The sequence below is a fragment of the Streptomyces sp. Ru71 genome, assembly GCF_002920535.1.
In the GTDB taxonomy this organism is placed as follows: Bacteria; Actinomycetota; Actinomycetes; order Streptomycetales; family Streptomycetaceae; genus Streptomyces.
In genome coordinates this window covers 1-15,064 of sequence record NZ_PQSS01000122.1, presented here as the reverse complement: position 1 = coordinate 15,064, position 15,064 = coordinate 1, and the positions used below count along the sequence as shown (strand labels likewise).

The following is a 15,064-nucleotide window of genomic DNA, read 5'->3' as shown; positions in this document are numbered from 1 at the left end:
GGAAGCCGGATCCGACGTTCGACATGGCGACGGGACCATCCCCGCGGGTGCGGGGAGCACCCGCACGCAGGGCCTCGGCGGCCGCTGAGCGGGGACCATCCCCGCTGGTGCGGGGAGCACGAGCTCCTCGCGCACGCCCAGGCGCACGGCATGGGACCATCCCCGCGGGTGCGGGGAGCACTTCAGCTTCTTGAGCGTGGCCATGCTGATGTGGGGACCATCGCCGCGGGTGCGGGGAGCACAGCGTCAACTTCAACGACGGGTGCCGTCGATCGGGACCATCCCCGCGGGTGCGGGGAGCACAGCTACGCCTTCTTCAAGAGCCAGCCGGAGCTGGGACCATCCCCGCGGGTGCGGGGAGCACGAGGTGCGGTCGTCCACCGTGTGCTCGAAGGTGGGACCATCCCCGCAGGTGCGGGGAGCACCTGCCCCAGCCACATACCGTTGCCGACACCGTGGGACCATGCCCGCGGGTGCGGGGAGCACTCGTAGCCGGTCTCGGTGCGTTCGCCGGTCCAGGGACCATCCCCGCGGGTGCGGGGAGCACTCCCGGCGCGAGCGGATCTGCGGCACGGTGACGGGACCATCCCGGCGGGTGCGGGGAGCACGCCGACGCGCACAGCATGATCGCCGACGCGGTGGGACCATCCCCGCGGGTGCGGGGAGCACAGCGGGCCGTTGCATCCCATCGAGTTGTACGCGGGACCATCCCCACGGGTGCGGGGAGTACGAGGCGTAGCCGGCCGGGGTACTGACGACGGGACGATGCCAGGAGGTTTAGGCAGTAACCAAGCAGAGAGCATGAACGGCACACCGCTCCCGTGGGAGGGATGTGGTTGGGTGGAAGTCCCTGCCTGCGCGGGGAATCGGTCGATGTCTTCGTGTGCATCTGGCCGATCTCCGCTGGCGCGGAGAATGTGTCAGGTCCGGCCGGAATCGGGGAGTCCGGCCGGTGGGATGTTACTTGCGTACGAGGAGCAGGCCAACTCCGTAGGATCGGGCTTTACCGAGTCCTTCGGTGAGGGTGCTGGTGAAGGTGGTCGGGTCGGTGACTGTGAGTTGTCCGCGGATTTCGGCTCGGACGACTTTCAGGCCCTTCTTCACTGTTGAGACGAGTGGCGGCAGCATCGTGGTGGAGATGCGTGCGGGATCGGCGTCGGCTCCGATCCGCTTGATGCCGTTCGGCCCGGTGGCGGGTTCGCCCTGGGGCTGCAGTCTCTGCGTGAACCATTCCGTCGCCTGGTGCGGGGAATTGCTCGCTGTACGGCGTCCGCGTTGCCCCTTCTGCAGACCGGCGGTGGGCTTGACTGCCCGGATGGGGTTGATGAAGGCGCGGAAGGTGAAGGTGTCGCCGGCTTTGATGGCTTGGTCGACCTTGATCAAGTGAGGGGCTTCCAGGAGGGCGGCGCGCGGGACGGGTGTCCAGTCGGGGGTGACGCGGGCCTGGGTGATGAGGGTGAGGGTCTGGGTTCGCAGGTTGACGGTCCAGGCGGAGAGCACACCCATCTGTGCGCGGGCGTCGTCTTCGCCCTCGGGTACCCAGCCCCGGTAGCCGCTCATGACGAGGCGGTGCATGTCGTGGACGTCGGTCATGGCGCGGATGACGTCGGGGTGGCGGGTGTCGAGGGTGAGGACACTTTGGGTGGCGACGAAGCGCGTGGGTGTGCTCACGGGGTGGGAGTCCATTCGATGGTCGGGCTGGGGGTGATGCGGGTGCGGGTTTCCCAGCGGGTGGCGTGGGTGCGGTGGTCGGGGTGGAAGGTGACGGGCTGGTCGTCGGTGGGCACGGCTCGGGGTGTGCCGGGAGGCGCGTCGAACCAGGCCCAGGGGCGTTCGGCGGTGGCTTCGGGGAGGAGGGGGGTGTGGGTGAGGACGTGTTCGAGGGTGCCGGGGTGGACGCCGCCGGAGAGGTCGCCCGTGGGTGGGCAGGACTTGCGGCCGAGCCAGAGGAGTCGGCGGGGGTGTTCGAGGTGGTGGGAGATGGTGTCGAGGAGGGAAGTGTCGTGGTGTTCGACGGCGGCGACGAATGCTGCGTTGGCGAGGTACCAGCGTTCGCTGACGGCGGGGTTGCGCAGGACGGCTTTGGCTGCGGTGATGAGGTGGCCGGTGTCGGGGTCGGGTTCGATGTATTTGGGCGCCCCGTACCAGCCGTCGACGTGGTGGTGGCCGAAGTGTGGGCCGGTGGCGTCTTCCAGTGAGGTGGCTTTCGCGGCGCGGCGGTGGTCGGTGATGAGGTCGCGGGGGCGCAGGGGGTAGGGTCCGCCGCCAGCTACGTGGAAGTCGCGGTAGGGGGTGCCGGGGCTGTCTGCGCGCACGCCGTAGCGGAGTTCGGTGAGGGGGCCGAGGGGGTCTTCGCGGTCGTAGCCGAGGGCGGCGGCGATCAGGCCGATGACGGCTGATTTGGTGGGCCGCATGTCGGTGGCCCGGCGTTCGAATGCCCCGGATGCTCCCCAGGACTGGAGGGGCGCGACGAGGCGGATGAGAAGCGTGGCCGCTTCCCTGCTTGCGCGGGGAGTAGTGGTGTTCATGCGGTCAGCTGCTCCAGGGTCGTGGCTTCTGCGGCGGGAAGCTTGCCGTCCGCGGCGAGCTGGTCGATCAGTTCCTGGATGTCGAGGTCGTAGGTGAGGAGCCGCCCGGGGGTGGCATCGGAGCGCTTGGTGATGATGAGGCGGTGGTGGTCGAGGAGCCTCTTGGCGCCAGCGAGGGCGGCAGGCCCGTCGGAGGTCTCGTCGATGTGACGCTGGAAGGCGGCGGCGTAGAAGTAGGGTCGGGCGCCTTCGTGGGCCAGGACGAGGTTGGGCAGGGTGCCGGTGGAGGCGGTGCTGTTGGCCTTGGCGCGGGGGACGGCGTCCGCGAAGGCGTGCACGAACTCCGCCTCGGCGGCTTGCGCGGCGGTCTCAGCTTCCTCCTGCGTCATGCCGGACGCCTGCAGGTTGACGCGGAGCTTGTGCCGGTCGAGGGCGGCGTGGCGGTAGAAGGTGCCGGAGATGAGGGACTGGTAGCCGGTCATGCCCGCGCCGGCGTTGTCGGCAGCATCGAGGAAGTCGAGGGCGTTGTCTCGGCGCTCGAGCTTCGCGTCGTCGGCGGCGGCGTAGAAGTCGTCGATGTGCTCGGCAGGGGCGATGGTGAAGGCCCAGGAGTGCTGGGCGGCGCCGTCCACGGTGCGCAGTTCGGCAACCTCGGCGAGGAAACGGCCGAAGACGGTGATGTCGATGGCATCGCGGGGGGCAAATGCGGTGAGGATGCCGGTGCGCAGGTCCTTGGGCAACGGAGGGACCTTCACCTCCTCCTCCTTGCTGTCCTTGACAACGGGTTCGGCCGGTTCTTCGGCGTCGGCCCCGGTGGTCTTCTTCCGGGCGTTCTTCTTCGCGTTTTTCTTGGCCTCCTCCTTCGCTGCGGCTTCAGCCTTGGCGGCCGTGTACTGGCTCAGCCATGTGGTGAAGGCGTCGGCGTTGGTGTTGATGTGCTGGGCGATCCGGTCGCCGGCGTCCTCGGGGGCGTAGATGAGGACCTTGGTGAGCAGGGCGGTGGAGTCCTTCTCTCCGAACTTCAGTCCAAGTCCTTCGAGGGCGGCCTTGGCCGCGTAGATGGCCTGGTCGGCGTCCCAGTCATGGTTCTTGATGAGGGCGTCTCGGGTGAACAGGGCCCATTCGCGGGTGCGCCGGCCGCTGCTGTAGGAGGCGAGGGGGCCTTCGCCCTGGTTGGCTCGGCGGCGCGAGTGGGTGCGTTCGGCGCGGCGGCGGGCTTGGGCGGAGATGGCGGTTCGTTCGGCGCTGCCGTAGACGAACGCCTTCGGCTGGCCGTTCTCGTCGCGGACGGGGAGGGCGGCGGCGAAGGTTTCCAGGACGTGCAGAGAGAGGTACTGGGGCTTGGAGGTGGTCACTTGGTGGCTCCGTTCGTGCGGGCGGTAGGGCTGGAGGTGCGGCCGCGGCCGTAGAAGGCGTCGCCCCATGCTTGGGGGGTGGGGCGCCCGCGGTCGGTCCAGTGGGTGAGGTCGGTGATGAGTTCGGCCCAGGAGGGGGGCGTGGTCTCGCCGGCCCGGATACGTTCGATGGCGTGCTGGAGGTGGCGCCATGGGATCTGGCGGGCTGGGAGAATGCGCATCATCAGGCGTTCAGCGCCAGGGTTGGCGGGCCCTCGGGCTCCGTCGTAGCCGATGGAGCGGATCGCGCGGCCCATGTTGCCGTAGCCGTAGTGCGGCTTGACCCGGCCGGCATGGTAGCGGGCGAAGAGGAAGCCGACCTGGCGGTAGAGGGCCCGGTGCTCTTCGGTGGGGGCGAAGGCGCGGGCTTCGTAGTGGGTGGGGCTGTCGGCGGTCGGCGGCCGGCGAAGGTCGGCCAGTTTGCCGTACTGGTGGGTGTGGACGAGGCTACCGAGCCAGGCGACGTACTGGACCGGTGCGGTCGCCGCTTCCATGGTCGCGGGTGGTGCTGCCTCTGCGTCGGGCGGAGGGCTGGGATGGGGGATGTCGAAGAGGGGCAGGGTCATACGGGCTGTTCCATTCGCAGGTAGATGGGCGCCTTGCGGGGGTTGTTGAGGACCTCTGTGAGCTTTTCGCGGGCCTCGGTGTAGGCCTGGTATCCCCGGCTGCTCGGCGGCAGGGAGCGGAGCCGGTCGGTGAGGAACCTTTCGGCGTTCGAACGGACCTGGGCGGCGTAGGCAGTCAGTGCTTCGGGCACGGGGGTGCCTTCGGCGGTCTCGTCCAGGAGCTCGTGGAAGAGGGGTTCGGTCGCCGCGAAGTGTTCACCGGCGGCTTTGAAACGGGCCAGCTGGCCTTGTTTGTCGGACGGTTTGGGGTTGGGGTAGGCGACGCGCCAGGCGGCGTAGGCGGCATCGTCCAGAGCTGCCGCCACGTACTCGGCGATGGCGCAGCCTTCTTCGGATGCCTGGCGCAGGGCGCTCTCGCGGCCCGGGATGTAGGGGAAGGCATCGTTGACCCAGGCGATGAGCTTGCCGGGCTTGGCAAGGAGGCCGACGGTCCACAGGGTGACGCGGTGCCCTTCGGGCAGCAGGGCGAGGCGCCCGTACAGGTCCATGCCCTTCTCACGGCGGGCGGTGGCCGCATACAGGGAGTGGGCTTCCCGCCACAGGGCCCGCGCGGCGGACGCTTTGAGCGGGGCGTTCTTCTCGATCACGGCGTCCTGTAGGGCGCTGGCGTGGGTGAGGTCCACGATGTCACCGGCGCCCATGAGGACACGGTCGACTCCCCAGCTGCCGTCGGGCTGACGAGCCGGGCGGGTGAGGATGGACCGGCCCAGAATGCTGTGCAGGTCTGCCGGCCCATCGGGGGTACGGGCGGTGGGCTTGGCCACGAAGGAACGGCGCGGACGGTCGGTCCAGCTGTAGTTGAAGGTACCGGGCTCACCGTCGTGAGGGTGCAGGTTCAGGCGGAGGGTGTCACCGAGGGTTGGGCCGAGGGCGGTGACGTGGACGCGCGTGCCGGCACGGCACATGGCCTGGTTGTTCAGAGCGGCGCCGAGGAGATTGCCGGGGATCATGCCGCGGCCGCCGTTACCGCAGACATGCTGGGTGATGACTGCCATGAAGGCGTCGGCCGCGGCGAGGGGCTCACCGTGGTGAAGGTGGTGCCGGTCGAACAGCTGCACGTAGTCGCCGACGTGGTGCATGACGATCTGCGAGGTTCCCACACCGTGTTCGTCCATGAAAGGAGCCAGCAGCGCGTTCTGGAACAGCGGCCGGACCGGGTGGAAGAAATTCCACTGCTCCTCGGGCTGCTGCCTGAGCCAGTCCGCGACGTCGGTGAGCGGCCTCCGCCCGGTGACCCAGGTCCGCCACTCGCTGCTGGTTTCCGGATAGACGTCGGCCGCATACGCGACGGCCCTGAGCAGCTCCAGTATGGCGAGGGTCTCGCCAGGATGGCGTCCGCCCACGCCCCGGTGGACGTCGGCCTTCTCGAACGCCTCGATGAGCCCGAGACGGCTGGGGAGACCGGCCGTTGTCAGTGCCGCAAGGCAAGGTTGGGTGCGGGGATCCCAGTACGGAACCACGTCACCTCCTTCAGATGTATATCGTCGTGTGCATCGTTGGATCGAAGTGGTGTGCGGGGTCAACGACGCTAGCAGCGCGAGGAGTTGAAGGTGCACCGTTTTGAACAGTTGCTCCGGTCCGTGGTACTGGCGTGGGGAAAGACCGACCAGAACGGCGACAGCACCCGGCGCGGAGGCCCGGCCTGGACCCCACTGCTCGCTCACCTCCTGGACGTCGCCGCCACCGCAGGCGTCCTGTGGGACCGGCACCTTCCTCCGCACATCCGCCAGCGGCTCACCGAAGCGTTCGGCGCCGGAAACGAGAGGACGGCCCGGCAAGTTGTGATGCTGCTCGCAGCCCTCCACGACCTCGGCAAGGCTTCAGACTGCTTCCTCGGACAGTGGCAGCACGGCCCCGGAAAATCCCATCTGAAGGCGCACGCGAAGACCTGGGAGGAGCAGGCCCGCGCCGCTGGGCTCCCCCTCGGTGACGACCTTGCCCACGCTTACTACGCCCGGCACGAGCACATCACCGCCGCAGCACTCCCCCGACTCCTCGGCTGCTTCTGCCCAGAATGCGGCGGCAGCAGCGCACGCCACGAAGGACTGCACGATGCCGGGGCGCTCCTCGGCGGCCACCACGGCCATATCCCCAACCCGGAAACCGTCGACCGAGCCCGCGGAGCTGCGTCCATCAAGCAATGGGGGGATGTCCACGCGGCCATCGTGCAAGTAGTGGCCGACGCCGTCGGACTCGACCTCGGCACCGTGGCGAAGGCAGTCAACCCGGTCCGGCCATCCGCCCGAGTCGCATTCCTCTACCTGGTGTACCTGGCGGACTGGGTCGCCTCCGACACGGAATTCTTCCACTTCCGCGTCCACACCACCCCGGTTGCCCACTGGTGGCAGGCCGCCCTACGGGAGGCCGACCAAGCGGTTCGCGCCCGGCGCCTCACCCGATGGCAGGCGAGGCCCGTCACCTGGGAAGAGATGTGGCCCGACACCCCTTCTCCCCGCGCCTTCCAGGCCGACGGCATGCGCCTCGCACCGGCCGAAGGACAGGCCATGATCGTCGTGGAATCGGACACCGGCTCCGGCAAAACGAGACTCGCCCTCTGGATGGCCCACCATCTGGCACGCACCTGCGGCTACAGCGGCCTGTACATGGCCCTGCCCACCCGAGCAGCCGGCAACCAGGTCGCCACCGAACTACGCAAATTCCTGCACGCCGTGCTGGCTCCAGGCGAAGTACGGGACATGGCCCTCGTACACGGCACAGCCCAGGCAACCGACCTCGTCCACGAACTGGTCGACGCACACCAGGCACACGGTGACCCGCTGACCGACCTGTCCAGCACCGTAGAAACCGCCACCTGCACCGACAGCGGCCAAGCCGTCCTTGACCCGTGGTACCTGCGACGCTGCCTCGCACTGGTCGCAGGCTTCGGAGTCGGCACCGTCGACCAGATCGCCCTCGCCCCGCAAGGATCACGTCACTGGGCCCTGCGCCTGGGAGCCCTCATGTGCAAAGTCGTCATCATCGACGAAGCACACGCCTACGAACTCTTCCAGCAGAACCTCTTGAGCGCTGCAGTCGAATGGCTGGCAGAGGGCGGCGCCTCCCTGGTCGTGCTATCGGCAACCCTCCCCCGCAGCATCCGTAACGAGCTGACCAGCGCCTGGCGGCGCGGCCTCGGAACGACCGGCCATGATGACGGAACCCAAGGACCGATCATGGTGGTCGACCACAGCGGCCGGATCAGCCGTGACGGCCCCTCCCCCACGATGAGCACACCCCAAAACTCCTAACCGACATCCAACTGAACGAAGATCCCGGCGACACGGACCTGGTTGCCCACATCCTCGACCAGGCCCGCAACGGCGGATGCATCGTCGTCCGCAGCACCCGAGTCGACCCATGCCGCTCCCGCTACCGAAGAGCACTCCAACTCGCGAGCACACGCGGCTGGCAGCCCGACGAGATACTCATCCTCCACGGCATGCTGCTCCCGCGGCACCGCCTGCAGCTGGAAACACGGCTCGCCGGCATCCTTGGGCCCGGCCCAAAAGGCCGACGCAACCCCGACCGGCCCGGCCGCCTTCTGGTCTTCGCGACAGGCGTGATCGAACAGTCGCTTGACCTCGACTTCGATCACGGCGTGACAGACCTGTGCCCCATCGACGTAGCCGTCCAGTTCCGCGGCCGCATTCACCGGCACGCCGTCAACAACCCGTACCGAGCCTCCTGGTACCGCACGCCACGCCTCACCATGCTCTGGCAGCCCGGCCAACGCGGCCTGCCGATCGTGGAACCCCCAGACTTCACGGCAGGACAGCCCACCGGCACCTACGACGGCCTGGTCTACGCCCCTTACGTCCTGGCAGCCAGCTGGCACACCCTCGCACAGCGCCGCGACCCCGACGGGATAGTGCGGCTCCAGACTCCACGTGATTCGGCCTGGGCATTGGAAAGCGTCTACGGCGAAGCCATCCAGGGCGCGGGGCCAGTACAAGCTCTCCTCGACCGCACCCGTAGCGCCTACCGCGACGCCCTCGCCGAAGAGGCGCTCCAGGCCGAAGCCCGACTTTTCCTACCCTTCACCCGCCGACGCCGTACCCCCGTAGCCACCTACGATCTCGCCTCCGGCAACAACCAGGGCGACGGCGACAAAGGCGGCGTCACCGGTATCGCAGCCGTCTCCCGCCTCGGGGAAGATTCCGTCGACTGCCTGATCCTGTACCAGCAGCCGAACGGCACGATCACCTACGACCACAAAGGCGTGCAAAGGGCCGACCTCGGACAGCGCTCCCCAAGCCACGACGTAACCGCCTACCGGCGCCAGCAAAAGGACCTACTCGCCAACACACTCGCGCTCCCCGCACGCTGGTGGGACGGCCGAGACGGCCTGCAACCGATCGCAGACTGGCACCACCACCCACAGCCCGCATTGAGAAACAAACCAGTCATCCTCCTATCGCCAGTCGGCACGTGTCTCAGCGGTCCCGTCGGCAAGCTCCGCTACGACCACACCACCGGACTGGAACGCCTATGATCATCCCCACCCCCGCGCCAGCCAGAACGCGGAAGGCATTCTCCGTCATGGCAGGAGCCCCCCGCGACGGCTCCTCGCGCCCGCGGGGACGGTCCACCGCCGAAGCTATCCAAGCTGGGCCGGGCACTGCTCCCCGCGCGCGGGGATGGTCCCGTCTACCGCAAGGGCACTCTCGGCCTGGTCGCCTGCTCCCCGCACTCGCGGGGATGGTCCCGCGATGTTCCCCCGTCTGTTGAACTGGCTCGACTGCTCCCCGCGCACGCGGGGGGATGGTCCCATGGGGCGCGTCACCACCGGGGACCGCACCGTCTGCCACCCGCGCATGCGGGGATGATCCCATCCACAGAGTCGCCGACAGCGGCATCATCACGTGCTCCCGCGCATGCGAGATGTTTCCAACGGAGTGCGCGCGATGTGGATGGCATGGGGCTGCTCCCCGCGCACGCGGGGATGGCCCGGCGTATAACGTGATGGGCTGTGCGTCGCTTCTTTGCTCCCTGCACCTGCGGCGAAGGCCCCGCCGTCCATAAGCGCCTTCCTCAGGGACTTCTGCTCCCTGCACCTGCAGGGATGGCCCAGGCCGTGCGAACCACGCCGGGGGCGGAGACCCCTGCTCCCCGCCCACGCGGGGATGGTCCCTGCCTGTCGGACAGGGTGACCGTGCCAATCAGGTGCTCCCCGTGCACGGGGGGTGGTCCCCCGAGCTCGGCGTCGGCTTCGCTCGCCGCAGCCTGCTCCCCGCGCACACGGGGATGGTCCCGAGAACGAGCACCGCATCGGCCTTGGCAAGCCCTGCTCCCCGCCCCTGCGGGGATGGTCCCGACTTCGCGAGCGTCAATCAGTTCGCGAACGGCTGCTCTTCGCGTACGCGGGGATAGCCCCGGCGACCCGTCACAACCGGCCTAAGATCGGCTGCTCCCCGCGCCTGCGGGGATGGTCTCCCAGCGTGGTCGGCGTGAGGGTCTGCAGCAGCACCTGCTCTCCGCGCATGCGGGGGTGGTTTAGCCGTCGAGGACACGTTCCGCAACGCCGGCGCCTGCTCCCCGCGCACGCGGGGGATGGTCCCTCCTGTGGTCGTCAATGCTGTTCGGTGGCACACTCCCCGCATCCGCGGGGATGATCCTTGGGGAAGGATGATCCCGGCCTTCTTGAGTATCTGCTCCCTTCGCACGTGGGGACGGTCCCGCCACTGCGGAAGTACGGCTCGGTGCACGACCTGCCCTGCTCCCCGCGCGCGGGGATGGTCCCCTCGCCATGGACGCCCGCCTCGACCAAGCCGCCTGCTCCCCTCGCACGCGGGGATGGCCCCGACTCGAAGTACAACCGGTGGTTCGGCAAGATCTGCCCCCGGCGCATGCGGGGATGGTTCCCGGGACCGCGAGGAAGGGGCATCAGATGTCGACCTGGGCCGCCGCCGGCGGGGTCTTTTCGACTGAGCACCCCGTGAGCCTTATGTCCGGGTACCTACCGCTGACGCGACGCCTTCGTCCAGACCTCCGCCAAGGGGCACAGGGTCCCGGTGAGCGGGGACGCGCAGAGTCCACTCCTGGTCTCCGGTCGTCGGTCAACTGTCCGACCCGCTTGCGCGGCAGCTCCAGCTCAACCCTCGATGACGGGTCGCTGGATTGTGCTGTCTTGTCTGGAATGTCGGATCCATTGAAAGTGGTGCGAAAGGAGCCGACGACGCGATAGAACTGCAGGTAAGCGAGGCTCCTCCCCGCGCATGCGGGGATGGCCCCACGCGCTGGATGCGGGCGCGCAGCTCGGGTATCTGCTCCCCGCGCACGCGGGGATGGTCCAACGGTCCGGTACGCGACGGTCAACGTCGAGAGGCTACTCAACTTCCCGATTTCAGGCGACGATTGAAGCGTGGCGAAGAAGCAGCGTACGAAAGCCGCCAAGGCCGCCAGACAGGCCCAGAGGCTCCGAGAACGAGTCCGCCAAGAGCGGATCGCGGTGGCGCAGCGGGTGAGGGCGGCCCGACAGGAGCGCGTTGGCAATGGGATGTCAAAGCCACCACCAGATAACCCCGTGTCAATACGCACGATCTCGTCGGCCGTCGAGAGCAGCCGCCGCTGGCACTGACGACCGGCTGACGGGCGCGTGTCCTGGCGCGAGCCGTAGCCTGTGCAGGCGTCCGCTGTCCGGGGCCTGTACCCGGACCTGGTCTGCTCCCCGCGCACGCGGAGATGGTCCCAACGACCAGCCCACCGAGGCGTCCCGCTAGCCCTGCTCCCCGCGCATGCCCCTGCCCGGACGTTCTGGACCGGGCCCGCCGGCTGCTCCCCGCGCATGCGGGGATGGTCCCAAGATGGAAAAGGCCTACGACATCCTCACCGCGTGTTCCCCGCGCACGCGGGGATCGTCCCGTCGCTGCCACGTTCGCTGTTGGGCGGAGTGGCCTTCCCCTGCCCAGCAGGGGGGTCCCGCGCCGACGACCGCGTTTCAGGCGCCTCGGTTCTGCTCCCCATCTGGAGGGGCTTCCCTAGTCATCAACGGGCTGACCGCGCCCGACTGCCGCTACCGAGGTCGCGCCAGGCGGTCGCGGAGGGGGTTCCGGCAGCACACTGATAATAAGAGTAGATCAGGGTGTCCTGTCGTGAATGCCGGGTTCAGTGAAAGTGATGAGAACGGAGCTGACGGCACGATAGAACTGCAGGTAAGCGAGTCTGCTCCCCGCTGATGCGGGGATGGCCCCGGTGACCTGATCGCCTGGTACCCGGACTACTACTGCTCCCTGCGGATGCGGGGATGGTCCCCGCAGCTCAGGATTGGTGTTGGTGTTGCCGGTCTGCTCCCCGCACACGCGGGGATAGTCCCAAGTACGCCAAGCAGCTGCAGACGTGGCTGGCTTGCTCCCCGCACACGCGGAGATGGTCCCCCGGTTGAGTACTGCTTCCGGAACGTAGGCGCCTGCTCCCCGCGCACGCGGAGATGGTCCCGAGTGCCAGGACGCCGCGAACTACCTGCTCAGCTGCTCCCCACGCACGCGGGGATGGCCCCCTGTTCGGCTTCGGGACGGAGTCCACGAAGATCTACTCCCCGCGCATGCGGGGATGGCCTCGTCGACCAAGGCGGCGCTGACTTGGTCACCTGCTCCCCGCCCGCGCGCACGCGGGGATGGCCCCGGGTTCGGCCGGCTCATGCGCTGCAACCCCAACTGCTCCCCGCGCATGCGGGGATGTTCCCAACACCGAAAACTCGGTGGCTAATGGGATCGTCTGCTCCCCGCGCACGCGGGGATGGCCCCTATCCGGCGACGCTGAGGACGCGGGCGATCCACTGCTTCTCGCGCACGCAGGGATGGCCCTGGGTGGCACGTGCACTACCTCGAGGCCGTGTTCTGCCCCCCGCACGCGCGGGGATGGTTCCGCGATCCCGCGAGACGTGGGGGTCCGGGTGGCCTGCTCCCCGCGCACGCGGGAATGGTCCCCACCTGACTGCGCAGCAGCTAGCACGCCGTGAGCCCGCGCGCCGGGGCACCTACGGCTGGCGCGGCGCCGTTGTCCGGACCTCCGCCAGGGCCACACCGGGTCACCGGGTCCCGGTGCACGGAGCCGTAAGGAGCCCAATCCTGGGTCTCCGGTCATCAGCCAGAGCTGGCCCACTTGCGCGGCAACTCAGTTCATCCCCCGATGACGGGGCCGCCAGGTCGGGGCGTCTTGTCGTGAATGCCGGGTTCAATGAAGGTGATGAGAAGGGAGACGACGGCGCGATAGAACTGCAGGTAAGCGAGTCCGCTCCCCGCGCATGCGGGGATAGTCCCAGGACACGAACGGCCGGGACGTCTCCTCCGAACTCGTCTATCTCACCAAGGCGCTGAAGGCACCGGCCCTGCGGGATGCGGCCGCCCGGCTGGCCGAGCGGGCCCGCGACGAGGGCTGGAGTCATGAGGAGTATCTGGCCGCCTGTCTGCAGCGGGAGGTCGCCGCCCGCGATGCGCACGGCGCAGAATGCCGTATCCGCGCGGCCCGGTTCCCGGCCCGCAAGTCATTGGAGGACTTCGACTTCGACCACCAGCGGTCCGTCAAACGCGAGGTCATCGCCCACCTCGGGACACTCGACTTCGTCGCCGGCAAGGAGAACGTGATCTTCCTGGGCCCGTCCGGCACCGGCAAGACCCACCTGGCCACCGGCCTGGGCATCCGGGCCTGCCAAGCCGGCCACCGCGTCGCCTTCGCCACCGCCGCCCAGTGGGTCACCCGCCTCGCCGAAGCCCACCAGGTCGGCCGCCTCACGGACGAACTGACCCGGCTCGGCCGGATCCCGCTGATCATCGTGGACGAGGTCGGCTACATCCCCTTCGAACCCGAGGCAGCGAACCTGTTCTTCCAGTTCATCTCGGGCCGCTACGAACGCGCCTCCGTCATCGTGACCAGCAACAAACCCTTCGGCCGCTGGGGCGAGGTCTTCGGCGACGACACCGTCGCCGCCGCGATGATCGACCGCCTCGTCCACCACGCCGAGGTCATCTCGATAAAAGGCGACAGCTACCGCATGCGCGGCCGCGACCTCGGACGGGTTCCCGCAGCCAACACCGGGGAATGACCAACATCAACTGACACAGTGGGGGTCATTTTTCACCCGCCGCCAGAGGGTCACGATTCAGGCGACGCCGACAGCAGATCACGAGATGAGCAACGAACTGCTTTCCGCACATGCCGGGATGGGTCCCGCTAGCGGAGCATGGCAGCGCTGATCGCGACACTGCTTTCTGCACACGCGGGGATGGTCCCCAGGCCAAGCTGCACGACCGGATACTCGCCTCCTGCTCCCCGCGCGCGGGGGTGCTCCCTCCTCCAGGAGCCAGGCGAGGCGCATCTCCCGCTGGCCCCCGCGTCCGCGGGGATGGTCCCCCGAACCGGGCCCGCGTCTCTACGAACATGCCCTGCTCCCCGCGCATGCAGGGATGGCCCGCACGTGGCCGGCGCCTCCGGATGGGTCGTGCGCTGCTCCCCGCGCATGCGGGATTGTCCCCAGCGGCTGAAGTCCCAGGCGAAGAGGCTCAGCTGCTCCTCGCGCATGCGGGGGATGGTTCCTCCTCTCGCTCCTCGTCGGCGCAGGCCCGGAACTGCTCCCCGCGCATGAGGGGATGCCCCCGGCACGAGCCGCTCAAGATGCCGCACTGCTCCCCGCGTGGGGGGTGATATGGAAGGTGAAGCTCGCGTTCGGTCGCTGGCAGGTGTGGTGAGAGCCGTAGGATGCCTTGCGAGTTGACCACTGGCTTCCAAATACATGGGACTTGCGCGTAATGTCCGACCCGGTGAAAGTCATGAACGACGGCCTGCCCCCAAAGTAAACGCACAGGTCGGACAGTCTGCTCCCCGCATCCGCGGGGATGGTCCCGCCGTCAGTGGAGGCACCGGTTGCCCTTCGGTCTGCTCCCCGCATCCGCGGGGATGGTCCCGGCGCGAAGGTCGGCGCCAGTGCGTCGAGTGCCTGCTCCCCGCATCCGCGGGGATGGTCCCTCCCCAGCCCCCGCTCTTTCGTGGGAACGAAACTGCTCCCCGCATCCGCGGGGATGGTCCCCAGCCGGCCTTGGCCAGGCCGTGGTAGGCGAACTGCTCCCCGCATCCGCGGGGATGGTCCCTGCTGTGGTCAAGGGACACGGAAAGAAGCAGCTGCTCCCCGCATCCGCGGGGATGGTCCCGACCGCGAGGTCCAGGACCACCTGGAGCGGATCTGCTCCCCGCATCCGCAGGGATGGTCCCAGTCGGATCCTGGGGGCGCTCTCTGCTCGAACCTGCTCCCTGCATCCGCGGGGATGGTCCCAACTCCGCCTCGTGGGCCATCCAGCGCGAGTTCTGCTCCCCGCATCCGCGGGGATGGTCCCGGGCGGGGCTTCCTGTGCGTGAACGACGGACCCTGCTCCCCGCATCCGCTGGGATGGTCCCTCGCCAAACCGCAGAGAGGGGTTGGAGCGCTTCTGCTCCCCGCATCCGCAGGGATGGCCCCCCCCAGTTGGATGCCGTCGTCCTGGTCTCAGCTGCTCCCCGCATCCGCGGGGATGGTCCCCGCTACCTC

General features: G+C 68.6%; 7 protein-coding genes, 1 pseudogene and 2 CRISPR repeat arrays. Of the genes and pseudogenes, 3 read left to right on the top strand and 5 right to left on the bottom strand.

Annotated elements, in window-relative coordinates; translation table 11 throughout:
• Positions 1–31: 31 nt before the first annotated feature.
• Positions 32–730: direct repeats of the CRISPR family, unit length 29 nt; unit sequence GGGACCATCCCCGCGGGTGCGGGGAGCAC.
• Positions 731–960: 230 nt separating this feature from the next.
• From C3489_RS36560 to C3489_RS36540, 5 genes are read right to left on the bottom strand one after another with little or no spacing between them, the layout of a single operon-like run.
• Positions 961–1,671 carry a type I-E CRISPR-associated protein Cas6/Cse3/CasE gene (locus C3489_RS36560; RefSeq protein WP_258055108.1) on the bottom strand — a complete coding sequence of 237 codons (711 nt, stop codon included), beginning with the start codon at positions 1,669–1,671 and terminating at the stop codon, positions 961–963.
• On the bottom strand, positions 1,668–2,528 hold the full coding sequence (gene cas5e, locus C3489_RS36555) for a type I-E CRISPR-associated protein Cas5/CasD (protein ID WP_103786449.1): 861 nt from the start codon (positions 2,526–2,528) through the stop codon (positions 1,668–1,670). Before cas5e ends, C3489_RS36560 begins: the two co-directional genes overlap by 4 nt.
• The gene (locus C3489_RS36550) at positions 2,525–3,883 is read right to left on the bottom strand and encodes a type I-E CRISPR-associated protein Cas7/Cse4/CasC (protein ID WP_258055107.1); all 1,359 of its coding nucleotides are present in this window, start codon (positions 3,881–3,883) and stop codon (positions 2,525–2,527) included. The genes cas5e and C3489_RS36550 overlap by 4 nt, the downstream gene beginning before the upstream one ends.
• Positions 3,880–4,488 (bottom strand): type I-E CRISPR-associated protein Cse2/CasB, encoded by a 609-nt coding sequence (casB, locus tag C3489_RS36545; RefSeq protein ID WP_258055106.1) that lies wholly within the window; start codon positions 4,486–4,488, stop codon positions 3,880–3,882. Before casB ends, C3489_RS36550 begins: the two co-directional genes overlap by 4 nt.
• Positions 4,485–6,008 carry a type I-E CRISPR-associated protein Cse1/CasA gene (locus C3489_RS36540; protein WP_103786447.1) on the bottom strand — a complete coding sequence of 508 codons (1,524 nt, stop codon included), beginning with the start codon at positions 6,006–6,008 and terminating at the stop codon, positions 4,485–4,487. The genes casB and C3489_RS36540 overlap by 4 nt, the downstream gene beginning before the upstream one ends.
• Before the next feature lie 90 nt (positions 6,009–6,098).
• Between C3489_RS36540 and C3489_RS36535 the strand changes: the two genes are divergently transcribed.
• The 3 genes and pseudogenes from C3489_RS36535 to istB form a co-directional block, all read left to right on the top strand.
• Positions 6,099–7,796, top strand: coding sequence for a CRISPR-associated endonuclease Cas3'' (locus tag C3489_RS36535; RefSeq protein WP_181139989.1), 1,698 nt, complete (start codon positions 6,099–6,101; stop codon positions 7,794–7,796).
• A gap of 5 nt (positions 7,797–7,801) precedes the next feature.
• Complete coding sequence (locus C3489_RS36525; protein WP_374936806.1) at positions 7,802–9,040, top strand: hypothetical protein; 1,239 nt, start codon at positions 7,802–7,804, stop codon at positions 9,038–9,040.
• 3,783 nt (positions 9,041–12,823) lie between these two features.
• Positions 12,824–13,588, top strand: a pseudogene (istB, locus tag C3489_RS36505) (IS21-like element helper ATPase IstB); the annotation flags it as partial.
• A 769-nt stretch (positions 13,589–14,357) separates the two neighbouring features.
• Positions 14,358–14,995: a CRISPR direct-repeat array (repeat unit 29 nt; unit sequence CTGCTCCCCGCATCCGCGGGGATGGTCCC).
• Positions 14,996–15,064: the final 69 nt, after the last annotated feature.